This window comes from Desulfosalsimonas sp., assembly GCF_055149105.1.
In genome coordinates, this window is sequence record NZ_JBSRLA010000001.1 from 79,092 (window position 1) to 96,133 (window position 17,042).

The following is a 17,042-nucleotide window of genomic DNA, read 5'->3' on the forward strand; positions in this document are numbered from 1 at the left end:
AAACACTTTCGGCTGCCTTTATATTTCCTGATTTTGCGTGTCTTTATCATCATCTCCGGCGCTGTTGTCCAAAGACCCATCGTCTGCATCATCTTCGGGTTCTGCCATGGTCTGCTGGTTTGCGGCGGCTTCAACCAGGTCCCTGGCCTCAGGCTCAGACAGGTTGAACTCCTGGGCCAGTTCTTCGGGCAAAGCCTTGCTGACGTCTTCGGTGGAAAAATATCCTTTTTCAAACAGCAGATTGGCAAGGGGTTCGGTCATGCCGGGCAAATCCATCAAGGAAGCAAATCCAAGTTGTAACCGTTCATTGTATCGTTTTTCGCTGATCACATCAAGATGCCATCCGGATAATTTGGATGCCAGCCGCACATTCTGGCCCTGTTTGCCGATGGCAATGGACAGGGAGTCGTCCGGGACCACCACTTCCATTACGTGGTTGACCTCATCGATGATAACCCGCGAGATTTCGGCCGGAGCCAGGGCGTTGCATACGAACTTGGCCGGATCGATATGCCAGGGAATGATATCGATTTTTTCACCCTTTAGTTCCTGGACCACGCTCTGGACCCGGCTGCCCTTGATTCCGACGCAGGCGCCCACCGGATCAATATCCGGATCATTGGACCGCACGGCGATTTTTCCCCGGCTGCCGGCTTCCCGGGCCGCGCCGATGACGCTGACCATGCCTTCACTGATTTCCGGCACCTCGGTTTTAAACAGGTTGATGAGAAACTCCGGATGGGTCCTGGACAACACAATCTGGGGGCCCCGGCTTTCATCGTGGACTTTCAGGATATAAGCCCGGATTCGGTCGCCCCGCCGGTAAGTCTCGTTGGGGATCTGTTCACGCTTGGGCAAGACCGCTTCTGCCTGTCCGAGGTTGACAATGATTTCATTGCGGCTGACGCGCTGGACAATGCCGTTGACGATTTCCCCCTTGCGGCCGATGAAATTCTGATAGACCACGCTTCGTTCAGCCGCCTTGAGTTTCTGGATGATGACCTGCTTGGCAGACTGGGCCGCGATCCGGCCGAATGTGGTGGTATCCATCTTGGTGCCGAGGCTGTCGCCCATTTCGCATTCAGGGTCCAGTTTTCGTCCCTCCTCCAGGCTGATTTCAAAATCCGGGTCTGTGATGGTTTCCACGACGTTTTTAAACTGGAAGACTTCCAGTTCTCCGGATTCTTCATTATACTGGATTTCAATATCAATTTTATTGCCGAACTTTTTTTTGACCGCGGAGCGCAGGGCTTCCTCAAGTGTTTTGACCAGGACGTAAAAATCAATACCCTTGTCCCGGCTTACCTGCTCAATAACGCGTTTCATATCTGTGATCAGCATTTGTCGTCTCCGTGATAATTCGTCAGCCTGGCTTTGGTGATCTCTTGGTACGGTATTTCAATGGTTTCGCAATCCAGTGTCAGCCGGACAGCGTCATCGGCTGTACCGGCAAGAATACCCTTGAAGTTTTTTTGTCCCCCCAGGGCCTGCCGTGTACGAATCCGGGCCATTTCCCCGATAAAACGAGCAAAGTCGGCCTGTTTTGACAACGGCCGCTGGGGCCCGGGGGAGGAAACCTCCAGAGTATAGGAGACATCCGTATCCAGTTTGATATCCAGAAGATCTCCGAGCTGCCTGGACACCCGGCTGCATTCCTCTACCCCGACGCCGCCGGGTTTTTCAATAAACAGCCGCAAGACCCAGCCTGTGGGTTCGCGCTGATATTCCACATGGATTAACTCCAGGCCTTCGGCCGCGCAAAGCGGATCGCCCAGTTCCCAGGCCAGTTCAGCCACCTGCCGGCTGGATACGGCGCTGTTTTTTTCCGGCTTTGGTTGTGAATGCGTCTTTTTTTTCGTTTTCATTGCTTCTTTTCAATAGAAATAAAAAACGGGCATTTTGCCCGTTTTGATCAACTCCTCCAACCTTTGGCGCTTCATCTTTCCGGAAAAATGTTCCGGAAGTTTTCCCCCGGCTGATCGCCACGGAAAAGATGGAGCGGGCAACGAGATTCGAACTCGCGACACCAAGCTTGGGAAGCTTGTACTCTACCAGCTGAGCTATGCCCGCTCGAAAATATACCTGGCAACAGTAAGCAATAAAATAAAAATTGTCAATATGAAAAATCAATCAAAAGCAGGTACAACCGTCGGAGAATTGGTGAAAAACGGTTTTGGCTCCAAAACCGGCAGGGTTTTGGGTCCGGCCGGAAAACAAAGGGCGGGGAAGGAGGGATTTATTCGTCAAGCATGTTCCGGATGGCGCGGAGTTCTGCCCGAATTTGTTCTATCAGCGGGTCCCGTGCATTCCGGGATCCATGTGAACCCCGCTTCTTGAGGTGCTTTCGGGCCCCTTCGATGGTGAATTTTTTTTCATACAACAGATGCTTGATCTCCAGGATGGCCTCAATATCGGTTCTGCGGTAAAGCCGCTGGCCGGATTCACTGCGCCTGGGCCGGATGACTGAAAATTCCGACTCCCAGAACCGCAGCACGTATGCCGCCAGACCCGTGATCTCGGTAACCTCCTTGATCCGGTAATAGAGCTTGTCGGGTATATGGGCCTGGGAAGCCACGAAAAAACCCTCCGCAACCGGTTAGGGGGTTGTTAGCGGGTTCGCACCGGTTTACGCCGGAAGCGCTGCATTAAAGGCTGTCAGCAGGCTTTGGGTGATGTTCCGGTGCAGTTCATTGACCTGAGCGTCTTCAAGCGTCCGGGTCGTTGAGCGGTATACAAGCCGCACGGACAGGCTTTTATGCCCCTCGGCAATGGGCGGTCCGGAGTAGACGTCAAACAAAAATACGTCTTCAAGCCATTGGGTTTCCGCCTTTCGAAGATGATCAAGAATTTGTCGGCCTTCCACGCTCTGGTCAACAATGAGCGTAATATCCCGGGTCACGGCCGGAAATTTCGGAACCGGAACAAAATGGGCGGTTTCGGGAACAAACGGCACCAGGGCTTCCATGTGAAGTTCAAGGGCAAAGACCGGCTGGTGAATATCGAATTTTTCCAGAACAGCGGGCCGGATTTCCCCGATGATGCCAAGGAAAGTGTTTTTGCAGCGGATCTGGGCGGTTTGCCCAGGCTGGGTATAGCTGCAGGCCGATGCGGGCAGTGCTGAAAAATCCCCGTCAGTTATGCCCAGGCCGGCCAGCAGACCCTCGGCCACGCCCTTTAGATCATAGAAATCGGTTTCAATCGGTTTGGCATGCCAGGTCAGGGGTTTTTGCAATCCCGTCCACAGGGCGGCCAGCATTTCAATTTCCCGGGGAAGGGCGCCGGGCTGTGTGTGATAAAAAGCCTTGCCCTGTTCAAAGAGTTTCAGTGTTTTTTCCTGGCGGAAGATGTTTTTCTGCACGGTTTCCAGCAGAGCCGGGAGCAGGCTGGTGCGCATCACGGACTGATCTTCGGTCAAGGGATTTAAAACAGCCTCAGTCCGGCGTCTGGGATCGTCTTCGGGCAGCATCATCTGATCTGCCGCGCGATGACTGATAAAACTGTAGTGAATGGTTTCATGAAACCCGAACCCCTCCATGCGGTCGCGTATTTGTTCACGGACGCTCAGGGGTTTTTCGGGCGCCTCGGCCTGGGCGGTGATTCCGGGAAATGTGGTGGCAATGCGGTTGTAGCCCCAGAGCCGCGCGACTTCCTCCATGAGGTCTTCGGGCCGGAGTACATCCACCCGATAGGAAGGCGCTGTGACAGCAAGCTGGTCCGCATCCACGGTCTGAATTTCAAAAGCCGCGCTTTGAAGCAGGTCCGTGATCTCAGACTGGTTGAGCCCGGTTCCCAGATGCTGGTTTGTCCGCCGGGTGCTCAGCCGGATGGGGGATTTGGCCGGCGGCCGGGGGTGTTTATCTATATGAGAGCCGATGAGCTGGCCTTCGCCGAGCTCGGCCATGAGCGCTGCGGCGCGCTGCATGGCGTACACGGTGCCGCCAGGGTCCACGCCCCGCTCAAACCGGTATGAGGCATCTGTTGAAATGCCGAGCCGCTTGGCAGTTTTGCGGATGGAAATCGGGTCAAAACAGGCGCTTTCAATGAGAACCCGGCTTGTGGTCTCCAGGATTTCTGAGTTTTCACCCCCCATGACCCCGGCAATGGCCACGGGTTTTTTCCCGTCGCAGATCAGCAGAGTATCGGCGTCAAGTTGGCGGGATTTGCCGTCGAGGGTGGAAAACTCGGTTTCTTTGTCAGGGGTGCGCACCACGATGCGGTTTTCTTCGAGCCTGTCAAAATCAAAGCCATGCAGGGGTTGGCCGGTTTCCATCATTACATAGTTGGTGATATCCACAATATTGTTGATGGGCTTTAAATCCACGGCCCGCAGCCTGCGCCGGAGCCATTGCGGGGAAGGCCCCACCTTGATATGGGCTATCAGCCGGGCCGCGTATCTGGGGCAGAGCTCGGGGTTTTCGATGGTCACGGAACTTTGTTGGGCAATATCGCCGGATTCCGGCAAAGGCGGGATTTCCGGCAGATGCAGTTTTTTTCCGAGCAGGGCGGCAATTTCACGGGCAACACCGATGTGGCTGAGACAATCGGGTCGGTTGGGCGTCAGTCCAATCTCAAAAACCGTATCTTCCAGGCCAAGAGCCCGGGCAACGGGCGTGCCGGCAGCATGTTCCGTCCCAAGGTCCATCAGCCCGGAGGCATCTTCGCCCAGGCCCAGTTCGGTTTCGCTGCACAGCATCCCCTCGGAGGCCTGGCCACGGATGCGGGTTTTTTTGATTTCCATTCCCGAAGCCAGGACTGTTCCCGCCGGGGCGCAGGGCACATACATTCCGGCGGCGGCATTGGGGGCCCCGCAGACGATTTCCAGGGTTTGTGATCCCGCGTCCACCCGGCAGCAGGAAAGCCGGTCTGCATCCGGATGCGGCCGGACTTCGAGAATTTTTCCCGCCACCACACCGTCGAGATGGGAATGGGGCCGGACAACAGCCTCCACTTCCAGGCCCGCCATGGTCAGCCGGTCTGCAAGGGCGTTTTCGCTGATATCAATATCTACATATTGCTGTAACCACTCCAGGCTGACCTTCATTTCAAAACTGCCTCAAAAAACGGATATCGTTTTCAAAAAACATGCGGATGTCGTTGATGCCATACTTGAGCATGGCAATGCGCTCCACGCCCATGCCGAACGCAAATCCTGAATACCGGTTGGTATCATAGCCTACATTTTCAAACACGGCCGGATGCACCATCCCGCAGCCCAGCACTTCGAGCCAGCCGGTATTGGAGCAGACCTTGCAGCCCGTGCCCCGGCAGATTACGCACTGGATGTCGACCTCGGCGCTGGGTTCGGTAAACGGAAAAAAACTGGGCCGGAAGCGCACCCGGATATCCGGATCAAAAATCTGGTGGACAAATGCGGTTAAAATACCTTTCAGATCCCCGAAACAGACCTGCTCATCCACCAAAAGCCCTTCCACCTGGTGAAACATGGGCGTGTGGGTCAGATCCGAGTCGCAGCGGTATACCTTGCCCGGGGCAATAATGCGCACCGGCGGCTGGTGGGCTTCCATATACCGGACCTGGATGGGGGAGGTATGGGTGCGCAAAACCACATTGTCGGAAACGTAAAAGGTGTCCTGCATGTCCCGGGCCGGATGATTCGGCGGAATATTGAGCGCTTCAAAATTGTAGTAATCGGCTTCCACTTCCGGGCCTTCGGCGATGCCGAATCCCATGCGCTCAAAAATTCGTGCAATGGTCCGGGTTATCCGGGTGATCGGGTGCAGGCTGCCAACGGGCGCGGGCCGGCCGGGAAGCGATACGTCAATGGCCGCCCGGTCCTCTTCCCCGGATGCGGCCAGTTTTTCAAGCGCATCGGAAAAAGCGGCTTCCAGTTCCTTTTTGACTTCATTGGCTCTTTTTCCGGCAGCGGGCCGCTGCTCTGCAGGCAGACTGGAAATATTGCGCAAAAAAGCGGTTACCCGCCCTTTACGGCCCAGGTAGGCAACCGACAGGGCCTGGACTGCATCGGCGTCTTTGGCGGCCTGAAGTTCAGACAGGGCTTGTTCTCGGATCTCTTCTATGGAGGCGTTCACGCTGGGTCACCCGCGGTTTTTTCCGTCAGATCGCATGGTTAAAGCTGGGCTGAAGCGGTCTGCGCAAGTTGGGAGAACGCATAGGGATCGGATACGGCCAGTTCAGCCAGGACTTTGCGGTCCAGTTCAATATCCGCGCGTTTGAGCCCGTTGATGAATTTGCTGTATGACAGATTGTTCATGCGCGCGCCTGCATTGATCCGAACAATCCAAAGGCGCCGGAAATCCCGCTTGCGGACCTTGCGGTCCCTATACGCGTAGACCAGCGCCTTGTCCACGGCATCGGCCGCGGTGCGGTACAGCTTGCTTCTGCCGCCCTGGTATCCCTTGGCCAGCTTCAGCACTTTTTTACGGCGTTGTCTTGCCTTATATCCTCTTTTGACTCGCATGGTGAAACTCCTTTGCCTGCACCTTGTTTATCTGTACGGTAGCATCCGCTTGACGGCCTTGAGATTGGTTGTGTCCATAACCTGCTGTTTTCTGAGCGCTCTTTTGCGTTTCCGGGTTTTCTTTGTCAGGATATGGCTGGCATGGGATTTGGAAAACATGTATTTGCCCGTGCCGGTGCGTCTAAAGCGTTTGGCTGCCGCGCGGTTGGTTTTGATTTTCGGCATAATGGCTCTCCCTTAAAAACAACATCGATTTTAAACAAAAATTTCCATTACAGCAGAAATGATCCCGCAACAATGAATAAATTTTAAAAACAATAAAATATGCAATATCTTTGGAGCACAGTCAATAAAAAAATATAAAGCGCGGGAAACACGTTTCCCCGCGCTTATCTGCCGGGTTCTGCACGAAGCTACACGGGCGGCTGCCAACGCTGATGGTGCCGTAAAAAGTCCAATATCTGCGTTACGCGCAATTCCTCAGAATTTCACGTACGGCTAAGTACGCTGCATTCTTCAAAATTGCGCAGGCCTTGATCTTGAACTTTTTACGACACCATTTGAAATCAGACTTTTTAAGGTGCTATCAACGCTGATTTTCAAGAAAAGCCGGCTTGTTTATCTGGTTTATCTGGTTTATCTGGGGCCCAGGAGCATGGTCATGGTGCGGCCCTCCATTTTGGGGTACTGTTCCACTGTGGCAAACTCCGCAGCCCTTTCGGCGACCTGTTCAAGCACCCAGCGACCCCGTTCGGTCATGGTGATCTCACGTCCCCGGAACATGACCGTGACCTTGACCTTGTTTTTTTTGCTGATGAATTTTTCAATGTGCCCCAGCTTGATATCCAGGTCATGGGTGTCGGTTTTGGGCCGCACCTTGATCTCTTTGACCTGCAGGGCTGCCTGCTTTTTCCGGGCTTCCTGCTGTTTTTTGTCCTGCTGGTATCGGAAACGTCCGTAATCCATGATTTTGCAAACCGGCGGGTTTGCATTCGGGGAAATTTCCACCAGGTCAAGCCCGGCATTTTCCGCAGTGGAAAGCGCGGTGGAGATGGGCAGTACTCCGAGCTGGTTGCCTTCTGCATCGATTAACCGCACATCTCTGGCTTTGATTTCGCTGTTGATGTTCACCCGTTTGTCGTTGGTCTTTGCCTTGGCTATTTGGCACCTCCCCTGAAAAAAAATTTACCTGTTTGGGCTGTTGTCCCTTGTTTTCGCCGGCCTCCCGGGGCCCGACCATTGCATTTCGAGCAAAAATGTATAACACACTCATTTCAAGATGCAAGGGAAAATAGTTACATCATCGGGTTTTTTTGTCAAAAATCCATTGATCCTGTTGATGAAAATGCATATGGTTGGGACGTTTATTTCAGCAAGGAGAAAGGCTGGTTTTATGGAAGCGCCAAACACTTTCCGTCCCATTGATATTGACGAAATTTTTGATTTTTCGTGCAATCCCGCAGTCCCGTGTTTCAACGCCTGCTGCCGGGATCTCAACCAGTTTCTGACCCCCTATGATGTGCTGCGCCTGTCCCGGCACCTGCAGATGCCTACAGGGGATTTTTTGCAGGCCCATACGGTATGTCACACCGGCCCGGAAACCGGCCTTCCCGTGGTGGGACTGAAACCCGCCGGCGGCGGCGAAAAAAAATGTCCCTTTGTGACAGACCAGGGCTGCCGGGTTTACGAAAACCGGCCCGGTTCATGCCGGATGTACCCGCTGGCCAGAATGCTTAGAAGATCCAGGCAAACAGGGCACCTTGCGGAAAGCTACGTTCTGATTTGCGAACAGCACTGCCGGGGATTTGACGGGGGCCATCCCGTTTCCGTCCGCCAGTGGATGGCTGATCAGGGGCTTTCGCCTTACAATAAAGGAAACGACGCCATGATTGAGGTGATTTCCGTAAAGCAGCAGCATATGCCGGGATCGCTTGAATCAGGGTTGAGGCAAAAGCTGTATACAAGCCTTTATGACCTGGATGCGTTCAGAGATGGCCTTGGCGGCCCTGTGGGTGAGGAATGCCGGAAACCGGGGATGGATTGCACGGGGCGGAAATCCTGGAATGACGAGAGATTGCTCGATTTTGCCCTTCAATATTCCGGGCAAATAATGCGGCAGGCCTCAGGGAAGGCTTTTAAAAATTTTGAAAATTCCGGGGCGAACGCTCATGGATCTAAATGGTAAAACCGCCCTGGTGCTCGGCGGCATCAAGGGCATCGGCAAGGCCGTGGGCCTGGCCCTGGCACGGCAGGGCGTGCGCCTGGCACTGACGTGGTATGACTGGGAAGAATCCCTGGACGCCATGAAGCGCGACTTTGCCGCCATTGGCACGCCCCATCTTATCCAACAGGTAAACCTGCTGGAGACTTCGGCCATTGCCCCGTTTGTTAACCGGATGGCCGAACACTTCGGCGGTATTGACATTTTGATCAACAATATTGAACGGGGCGGATGGCCGGTGGTTCATGGCCCCTATACCCGGCAGCAGTGGGACCTGGAGCTGTCCACCACCCTCCGGGCCAAGCAGTGGGTATTTGAAGCCGCCCTGCCGCACCTGAAAAACAGCGGCAACGGCTGTGTGATCAATTTTTCCTCCATCGCCGGAATGGTGGGCCGCAGCGGTCCGGCCAGTTACCTGTTTAACGAGGGCTATTCAGCGGCCAACCGGGGTGTTTCCCTGCTCACAGAAACCTGGGCCCGCCTGGGTGCGCCCGAAGTCCGGGTCAATGAGCTGATGCTCGGCATTTTTCAAACCCGTCACGCCCAGGGTACCCGGGGGTGGGAGCTGCTTTCGGAAAAACAGCAGCAGGCCATAGTTGATCATACCCTGCTGGGCCGGACCGGGCGACCCGATGATGTGGTCCGTGCGGTGTTGTTTTTATTAAAGGATGCGCCGTATATGACCGGTTCGGTGATCCGCCTCGACGGCGGCTATGTTCTGGGCGGCGAACCCGTGGCCCCCATGCCCGAGGGTGTGGTTTGAGATATTGACAGTTTATCAATAAGTTATCTTAATTAAATAAGGAGTCAAGTAATGGAAACTGAAGAAAATGCCGGGATTCCGCCGGTAAAACTAAGCGCCAACAGCCGGTTTCACTTCCGGTGCCATCCGGAGATTTCCTGTTTTACCAAGTGCTGCCGGGGGATTAACATCATGCTGACCCCCTATGACATCGTGCGGCTGAAAAATCGCCTGGAACTGAGTTCAGAGGACTTTCTGGCCATTTACACCACCCCGCAGCTTCTGGAAAAAACCGATTTGCCGGTTGTGACCCTGCGCATGTTGGATGATGAGCCCGGAGAGCCGGTATGCCCCTTTGTCCGGGAGGATCAGGGATGTATTATCTACGAGGACCGGCCCACCACCTGCCGTTATTATCCCCTGGGCGTGGCTTCCCTGAGCCATAAGGACGAAGCTGATGAGGGCTTTTATTTTTTTATTAATGAGCCCCACTGCAGGGGCTTTGAAGAGGATGCGGAGTGGACCGTGGACCAGTGGCGAAGCGATCAGGGCGTGGATGTTTATGACCGCATCAATGCCCCTTGGACCGAACTCATTGTCCGGAAGCGCTCCATACCCGCCAATATCCGTCTGACGGAGAAAACCAAGAACATGTTTTTCACGGCCAGCTACGACATCGACCGGTTCCGGCGCTTTGTGTTTGAAAGCTCGTTTTTGAATGTCTATGAGGTGGATCCGGAAACCGTTGAAAAAATCCGGTCTGATGAACTGGAACTGTTAAATTTCAGTTTCAGGTGGCTCAAATGGGTGCTGTTTCAGGAAGGTGAGGAGTTTGCCATCAATCAGCAAGCCGCCGAGGCCCGCGGAAAACGCAGCTGAATGGGACAGACAGTTTTAACCGCATAGCCCGGATCTGCAGGGGCGGACCCATGGGTCCGCCCCTGCAGAAAAATGGATGTGGGTTTGATTTAATAGGTTTCGTAGGTCAATTCCGCCGGAACGGCCGGATCATTTAGCCGCTGGTCGATGTCCACCCCGAAAAACTCGGCTGCAGGCCGGAGGATATGGGGATTTTCCGTGTGTACCCGGCGGGCTGCTGCCAGCACCGTGTCCATGCCGGCCCGGGTCATTTTTCCCAGGGGCCGGCGGCAGGGACCTGCGGGCATCCCCAGGATCTGCATCAGGGTCTTGACCGGCACCGGATTGCGTGACCGGCAGACCACTTCGCCGTGGGGCGTTTTTTCCGTGGTTTTCACCGAAACCAGGTCAAACAGGGGCTTTAAGGCATCAAATTGGATTTTCGCCGCATCAGTGTCGCCGGCGAGAAGGGAATTGATCATTTCCGCCACCGGGCCCGGGGCGATATTGGACATCACCGAGATCGCCCCGCCGCCGGCGATGGTCTTATCTGCCATCATGTCATGGGTGATGCCGTCATCGCCGGAAAGAATCAGATAGGCGTCCCCGCAGCACTGCCGGGTCCGGCGCATGTTGTCCAGGCTGCCGGTGGCCTCCTTGACGCAGCTGACATTGGGATATTCCTTGTAGAGGATGGCAAGGTCTTCTGCAAACATCTGGGCGCCGGTACGGCCCGGTATGATGTAGGGAATTATGGTGGTGTCCGGGTGGGCCGCGGCCACCGGCGCGACGTATTCCCGCCGGATTTCCAGGGAGCTGGGGCCGTTATAATAAGGGTCCACCAGCAGAACGGCCTCGCATCCGGATTTTACGGCGTGTTTCGTGGCTTCCAGGGTTTCGGCGGTGTTGTTGCTGCCGGTGCCGGCAATGCAGATACACTGGTTTCGGGTGTTGGCGGCAATGCGCTCAATCACGCCGATGTGTTCATTCCAGTTAAGCGTGGGGCTTTCACCGGTTGTGCCCACAGCCAGAAGGCCGGTGATGCCGTTTGCCAGTTGAAAGGAAATCAGTTTTTCCAGCCCCGCCTCATCAATTTCATTGTTTTTAAACGGCGTAATCAGGGCGGTATAACATCCAGGCTGCATAAATCCTCCTTTTCCGGCACATCTGAACCGATTCCCATTTCCGGGCGAATCCGCGGGCGGGCTTTGTTGTGCGCCGGATTGCCGCTGTTTTCACCGGACGATGTGATATTTATAATTTATAGGTAGTTATTGTTTGAAACGGTTTTTATTATTATGAATTTGGCAATCCCCTGTCAAATAAAAAATCGGTATTGGCGGCGAAAGCAAGGGGCAGGGGATTTTTCTTGACAATCTGTGCCGGCTTTCTTTAAGTTTCAACGAACAGATGTTTATCTGGGGTTCCAGGTGTAAAAAAAGCATGTAACGCACTGAGTTGTCAGAATCAGAAGCGTTGGAATACAAATTCAGAGGGGAGTTTTATGACGACCGAAAAAACAGTGGATCAATATATCGAGGAACAGCGTTTTGCCATCATGTCGAATCCGGAATGCAGCAACAGCCACTACAATCTGGCCACTGCCCTGCTGGGGCTGCGCAAATTCGACGAGGCTGAAGAAGAATTCAAGGAGGCCATCCGGTGCAGCCCCAATTTTGCCGAAGCCTACGTGCAGCTGGGCGGTATCTGTCTGCAGCGTGGCGATATTGACGGATGTCTGGCTTACAATCAGCAGAGTGTGAAAGTCCGGGCCGCGTTTGCCGAAGGGTGGGGCAATATCGGATTTGTGCAGATGCAGAAGGGCAAAATTGACGAGGCCATTTCCGCACTGGAAAAGGCCATCAAATATAATTCCAATTTTATCCAGGCCTATGCCACCCTGGCCAATGCCTATCTTTTTGACGGACAGGTGGACAAAAGCATTGCCGCCGGGCAAAAAGCCATAGAAATTGATGAAAATTTTGCTGTGGCCCACAATAACCTGGCCATTGCGTATCTGGAAAAAGGAGACACGGAAAAAGCCGCCTACCACTGCGACCGGGCGCGCCAGCTTGGTTATGAGGTGGCCCCGGAGATTGTCCGGGAGATTGAAACCGCACGCGCCGTGTAGAGACAAATCCAAACCAGCGCCCTTTTTTATTGACAATGCGGGCTGAATCATTTTATAAGAAAACCTTTTGTATTCCATAGTTGTTGATACGGACGGATGATGTAAGAAAGCAGTATAAGGGTCTTATATCTGGATAGACACGTGGCTTAATTTTAATGAAAGGGAGGTATGACAATGGCAAAACATGAAACCCCCTTGCTCGATCAGCTGGAGAGCGGACCATGGCCGAGTTTTGTATCGGACATGAAGCAGGAAGCTGAATCAAGGGCAAAGAATGCAAACAACATTAACTATCAGATCCCTGTGGATGTCGTCGAAGACCTGCTGGGCGTGCTTGAACTTTCCTACAAGGACGGGGAAACCCATTGGAAGCACGGCGGAATCGTGGGTGTTTTCGGCTACGGCGGCGGAGTTATCGGCCGTTACTGCGACCAGCCGGAAAATTTCCCCGGCGTGGCGCACTTTCATACGATGCGGGTCAATCAGCCCTCCGGCAAGTTCTACACCACTGAATACCTCAGGCAGCTCTGTGATCTGTGGGAGATGAGAGGTTCGGGCATCACCAACATGCACGGTTCCACAGGCGACATCATTTTTCTGGGAACCACCACCAAGCAGCTCGAGGAAATCTTTTTTGAGCTGACCCATAATCTCAAACAGGACCTGGGCGGTTCCGGCTCCAACCTGAGAACTCCGGCAGACTGCATCGGCTCAGCCCGCTGCGAATATTCCTGCTATGATACTCAGGATCTGTGCAACCACCTGACCCAGGAATACCAGGATGAGCTGCATCGGCCGGCCTTCCCCTACAAGTTCAAGTTCAAGTTCGACGGCTGCCCCAACTGCTGCGTGGCCTCCATCGCCCGTGCGGACATGTCCTTTATCGGTACCTGGAAAGATGATATCCGCATTGACCAGGAAGCGGTCAAGGCCTATGTGGCCGGCGAGCTCAAGCCCAATGCCGGCGCCCATGCCGGCCGTGACTGGGGCAAGTTCGACATCCAGAAGGAAGTCATTGACCTGTGCCCGACCAAATGCATGTGGTATGAAAACGGCAAGCTGGAGATCGACAACAAGGAATGCACCCGGTGCATGCACTGCATCAACGTTATGCCCCGCGCCCTGCGTCCCGGCAAGCAGACCGGATGTTCCATCCTGGTCGGCGCCAAGGCACCGATTCTTGACGGCGCCCAGATGGGTTCTTTGCTGGTGCCCTTTGTCGAGGTCAACAAGGACAACGACTATCAGGAAGTCAAGGACGTCATCGAGGCGATCTGGGACTGGTGGATGGAAGAAGGCAAAAACCGCGAGCGCCTCGGCGAGCTCATGAAGCGCCAGGGCTTCCAGAAACTGCTTGAAGTCACGGGCATTGACCCGGTTCCGCAGCATGTACAGGAACCGCGGCACAATCCGTACATCTTCTGGAAGGAAGAAGAAGTCGAGGGCGGCTGGGAACGCGACATCAATGAATTCCGCAAACATCACCTGCGATAACAAAGGGGGTTGAGCATGGCTTTTATATCTTCAGGATACGATCCCGAAAATCCGATGAAGGATCGGATTACCGATATCGGTCCGCGAAATTACGAGGAGTTTTATCCGCCGGTCATCAAAAACAACAAGGGCAAATGGCTGTACCATGAAGTTCTGCAGCCCGGTGTGCTTGTCCATGTTTCCGAAACCGGCGACGAGGTATACACGGTTCGCGTGGGCGGGGCCCGGCTTATGAGTATTTCCCTGATCCGGGAAATCTGTGAAATTGCCGACAAGCACTGCGGCGGTTATGTGCGCTGGACCACCCGTAACAATGTTGAGTTCATGGTTGACAGCAAGGACAAGGTCCAGCCGTTGATCGATGACCTGCAGGGCAGAAAGTTTGCCGGCGGTTCCTACAAGTTCCCTGTTGGCGGCACCGGTGCGGGCATCACCAACATTGTCCACACCCAGGGGTGGATCCACTGCCACACACCGGCCACCGACGCATCGGGTCCGGTCAAGGCGGTCATGGACGAGGTCTTTGAGGACTTCCAGAACATGCGCATGCCTGCTCATGTGCGCATTTCCCTGGCCTGCTGCCTGAACATGTGCGGCGCTGTCCATTGCTCCGACATTGCCATCCTGGGCTATCATCGCAAGCCGCCCATGGTTGACCATGAATATCTCGACAAAATGTGTGAAATTCCGCTGGCAATCGCCTCGTGTCCCACTGCGGCCATCAAGCCGAAGAAGGTGGAAGTCGGCGGAAAGACCGTCAACAGTGTCGAGGTCAACCAGAGCCGCTGCATGTTCTGCGGCAACTGTTACACCATGTGCCCCTGTCTGCCCCTGGCCGACAAGGAAGGCGACGGCATCGTCCTGATGGTCGGCGGCAAGGTGTCCAACCGGATTTCCGCGCCCAAGTTCTCCAAGGTGGCTGTGGCGTTTATTCCCAATGAACCGCCCCGCTGGCCGAAAACCGCGGAAACGATCAAAAAGATCGTTGAAACCTATGCGGCAGACGCCAACAAATACGAGCGCCTGGGCGAGTGGGCCGAGCGGATCGGCTGGGAACGGTTTTTTGAGAAAACCGGGCTGGAATTCACCCATCATCTTATTGATGACTTCCGTGATCCGGCTTACTACACCTGGCGTCAGACTTCGCAGTTTAAGTTCTAATTCAAGTGAAAATTATTTCCCTTGTTCTTACAGAGCCAGGGAGGCTATTGCGGTTGCGGCGCATCAATTTTGATGCGCCGCAACCCGGCATTTCAATCAACCAATGAGGAAACAGACCAATGGCACTGGACTACGAAGAATGTAAGCAAAAGGTCCTTGATGGCATCGAGAAGAAATCCAAATCCAAGTCCAAGTTTTATTTCAGCGACCTGGCCAAGATGATGGACGCCAAGCCCCGCGAAGCCAAAAAGATTGTCACCCAGATGGTGGAAGAAGGCATTCTGGTCTTCTGGTCAAGCGGCAGCACTTCCATGTATGGCCTTAAAGGTGCCGGCAAGCAATCTGCAGCCGAGCATGAAGAATAGCACGGCAATATGCGGCATTGAACAGGCCGCACTTGTGATTCGCTGTGATTTTTTGAGCAAGCCTGATGGTTTTTTCTGCCGGTGGACTGGATAGTATTTGATGGAGCCGGCACAAAAGATTTCCCGGGTTCTGATTGCCGCCCTTCGGGGCGGCTCAGGCAAGACCGTTGTTTCAATCGGTTTGATTTCGGCCCTTGCCCGGCGGGGCTATATTGTTGCCCCCTTCAAAAAGGGGCCGGACTACATTGATGCAGGCTGGCTGGCTCTGGCGGCCGGCCGGCCCTGCCACAACCTGGATCCTTTCCTTTTTTCTGATGCCTGTGTCAAAGCATCCTTCTGCAGGCATTCCGCTGATTCAGACATTTCTGTAATCGAAGGCAATCGGGGTCTTTTTGACGGCCTGGATGCCCAGGGGTCCACTTCTACTGCTTCTTTGGCCAAGCTTTTGAACACACCGGTTATCCTGTGTGTTGACTGCACCAAGACCACCCGCACCATGGCCGCTATTATCCTGGGCTGCCTCCATTTTGATCCCATGGTCAACATCGGTGGCGTGATTTTAAACCGGGTGGCAGGGGCCCGTCATGAACGGATCCTGCGCACCAGTATTGAATCGCGCTGCAATGTTCCCGTATTCGGGGCTATTCCCAAGCTTCCCCAGCAGGATTTTCCAGAAAGGCATATGGGGCTGATTCCGACCCCGGAGCACGCCCTTGCAGCAGGGGCGGTGGAGTCGGTGGCAAAAGCAGTCTCATCGAGTGTGGATCTGGATCGCATTGTTGAAACCGCCCGCACGGCTGCGGAAAACCCTTTTGCGGCCGAAAGCGGCAGCAATGACACGGAGGAGATCCGCTCCCTTATTTCCCTTTCCCCGGGGGGGCAGGGGGAAACAAATGTATCCTTTGGTAAAAACCGTGTGCGGATCGGTGTAATCCGTGATTCGGCATTCCAGTTCTACTATCCGGAAAACCTGGCGGCCATTGATGCTTTGGGGGCGGAAATCGTTGATTTAAGCCCGCTTTCGGATTCCGGTCTGCAAGATGTGGATGGTCTTTATATCGGCGGGGGATTTCCGGAAACCCACGCCCTTCGCCTGGCTCAAAACAATGATTTCCGCAATGCGGTCAAGGCGGCCGCGGATTGCGGACTGCCCATTTATGCAGAATGCGGGGGTCTTATGTATCTTGGACAATCTCTTGTTCTGGAGGGTGAAACCTATCCCATGGCCGGTGTCTTTCCCCTTGTTTTCGGGTTTTCCTCCGGGCGCCCCCAAGGGCACGGTTACACCATTGCGGATGTGGACGGGCCGAATTTGTATTTCCCCGAAGGCACCAGAATCCGGGGCCATGAATTTCATTACTCCCGGGTCCTGGAATTTACGGGCAGGAAGTCGGACATGGTGTTTTGCATGGAAAAGGGCCGGGGAATTGTCAACGGAAGAGACGGGTTATGTTATAAAAACGTGCTTGCCACCTATACCCATATTCACTGTCTGGGGATGCCGGGCTGGGCGCCTGCTTTTATAAAGGCCGCCAGAAACCATCGGCATCAGGTGCAAAAATAGCCTGTGATTGAGAAAAGGCAGCAAAAAGCCCCGTAAAGCAAAATCATTTGCTTTACGGGGCTTTTTT

Annotated in this window: 17 protein-coding genes and 1 tRNA gene; 8 read left to right on the top strand and 10 right to left on the bottom strand. The window is 54.3% G+C overall.

Features of this window, described 5'->3' with window-relative positions; genetic code table 11:
- Positions 1–18 precede the first annotated feature (18 nt).
- From nusA to infC, 9 genes are all read right to left on the bottom strand, one after another.
- On the bottom strand, positions 19–1,341 hold the full coding sequence (gene nusA / locus ACTCIA_RS00355; protein ID WP_462999820.1) for a transcription termination factor NusA: 1,323 nt from the start codon (positions 1,339–1,341) through the stop codon (positions 19–21).
- A complete protein-coding gene (locus ACTCIA_RS00360) occupies positions 1,335–1,865 on the bottom strand; it encodes a ribosome maturation factor RimP (protein ID WP_462999821.1) in 531 nt (176 codons plus the stop codon). Before ACTCIA_RS00360 ends, nusA begins: the two co-directional genes overlap by 7 nt.
- Positions 1,866–1,994: 129 nt before the next feature.
- Positions 1,995–2,070: transfer RNA gene (locus ACTCIA_RS00365), tRNA-Gly, on the bottom strand.
- Positions 2,071–2,236: 166 nt separating this feature from the next.
- Positions 2,237–2,575 (bottom strand): MerR family transcriptional regulator, encoded by a 339-nt coding sequence (locus tag ACTCIA_RS00370; protein ID WP_462999822.1) that lies wholly within the window; start codon positions 2,573–2,575, stop codon positions 2,237–2,239.
- A 51-nt stretch (positions 2,576–2,626) separates the two neighbouring features.
- Positions 2,627–5,041 (bottom strand): phenylalanine--tRNA ligase subunit beta, encoded by a 2,415-nt coding sequence (gene pheT / locus ACTCIA_RS00375; protein ID WP_462999823.1) that lies wholly within the window; start codon positions 5,039–5,041, stop codon positions 2,627–2,629.
- A 1-nt stretch (position 5,042) separates the two neighbouring features.
- Positions 5,043–6,050: a phenylalanine--tRNA ligase subunit alpha gene (gene pheS, locus ACTCIA_RS00380; protein ID WP_462999824.1), complete on the bottom strand. Its 1,008-nt coding sequence runs from the start codon at positions 6,048–6,050 to the stop codon at positions 5,043–5,045.
- 38 nt (positions 6,051–6,088) lie between these two features.
- Positions 6,089–6,439 carry a 50S ribosomal protein L20 gene (gene rplT, locus ACTCIA_RS00385; protein ID WP_181549454.1) on the bottom strand — a complete coding sequence of 117 codons (351 nt, stop codon included), beginning with the start codon at positions 6,437–6,439 and terminating at the stop codon, positions 6,089–6,091.
- A gap of 27 nt (positions 6,440–6,466) precedes the next feature.
- On the bottom strand, positions 6,467–6,664 hold the full coding sequence (rpmI, locus tag ACTCIA_RS00390) for a 50S ribosomal protein L35 (RefSeq protein WP_462999825.1): 198 nt from the start codon (positions 6,662–6,664) through the stop codon (positions 6,467–6,469).
- Between the two features lie 411 nt (positions 6,665–7,075).
- Positions 7,076–7,570, bottom strand: coding sequence for a translation initiation factor IF-3 (gene infC / locus ACTCIA_RS00395; RefSeq protein ID WP_332308989.1), 495 nt, complete (start codon positions 7,568–7,570; stop codon positions 7,076–7,078).
- A 262-nt stretch (positions 7,571–7,832) separates the two neighbouring features.
- Between infC and ACTCIA_RS00400 the strand changes: the two genes are divergently transcribed.
- Genes ACTCIA_RS00400 through ACTCIA_RS00410 form a run of 3 tightly spaced genes read left to right on the top strand, consistent with a single transcriptional unit; the run spans position 7,833 to position 10,281 of the window.
- Positions 7,833–8,624 carry a YkgJ family cysteine cluster protein gene (locus ACTCIA_RS00400; protein WP_462999826.1) on the top strand — a complete coding sequence of 264 codons (792 nt, stop codon included), beginning with the start codon at positions 7,833–7,835 and terminating at the stop codon, positions 8,622–8,624.
- Positions 8,608–9,423: an SDR family NAD(P)-dependent oxidoreductase gene (locus ACTCIA_RS00405; RefSeq protein ID WP_462999827.1), complete on the top strand. Its 816-nt coding sequence runs from the start codon at positions 8,608–8,610 to the stop codon at positions 9,421–9,423. The genes ACTCIA_RS00400 and ACTCIA_RS00405 overlap by 17 nt, the downstream gene beginning before the upstream one ends.
- Positions 9,424–9,474: 51 nt before the next feature.
- On the top strand, positions 9,475–10,281 hold the full coding sequence (locus tag ACTCIA_RS00410) for a YkgJ family cysteine cluster protein (protein WP_462999828.1): 807 nt from the start codon (positions 9,475–9,477) through the stop codon (positions 10,279–10,281).
- Positions 10,282–10,370: 89 nt separating this feature from the next.
- Here the strand turns inward: ACTCIA_RS00410 and dapA are convergent, their stop codons facing one another.
- A complete protein-coding gene (dapA, locus tag ACTCIA_RS00415) occupies positions 10,371–11,405 on the bottom strand; it encodes a 4-hydroxy-tetrahydrodipicolinate synthase (RefSeq protein ID WP_462999829.1) in 1,035 nt (344 codons plus the stop codon).
- Between the two features lie 359 nt (positions 11,406–11,764).
- On the opposite strand from dapA, the gene ACTCIA_RS00420 reads away from it, so the two are divergent.
- From ACTCIA_RS00420 to ACTCIA_RS00440, 5 genes are all read left to right on the top strand, one after another.
- Positions 11,765–12,391 (top strand): tetratricopeptide repeat protein, encoded by a 627-nt coding sequence (locus ACTCIA_RS00420; RefSeq protein WP_462999830.1) that lies wholly within the window; start codon positions 11,765–11,767, stop codon positions 12,389–12,391.
- 174 nt (positions 12,392–12,565) lie between these two features.
- Positions 12,566–13,885, top strand: coding sequence for a dissimilatory-type sulfite reductase subunit alpha (gene dsrA, locus ACTCIA_RS00425; RefSeq protein WP_462999831.1), 1,320 nt, complete (start codon positions 12,566–12,568; stop codon positions 13,883–13,885).
- Between the two features lie 15 nt (positions 13,886–13,900).
- Positions 13,901–15,046 (top strand): dissimilatory-type sulfite reductase subunit beta, encoded by a 1,146-nt coding sequence (gene dsrB, locus ACTCIA_RS00430; protein ID WP_462999832.1) that lies wholly within the window; start codon positions 13,901–13,903, stop codon positions 15,044–15,046.
- Positions 15,047–15,165: 119 nt separating this feature from the next.
- Positions 15,166–15,411, top strand: a complete 246-nt coding sequence (locus tag ACTCIA_RS00435) for a dissimilatory sulfite reductase D family protein (protein ID WP_220128229.1) — start codon at positions 15,166–15,168, stop codon at positions 15,409–15,411.
- Between the two features lie 100 nt (positions 15,412–15,511).
- Entirely contained in the window at positions 15,512–16,975 is a 1,464-nt protein-coding gene (locus ACTCIA_RS00440; protein ID WP_462999833.1) for a cobyrinate a,c-diamide synthase, read from the top strand.
- Positions 16,976–17,042 lie beyond the last annotated feature (67 nt).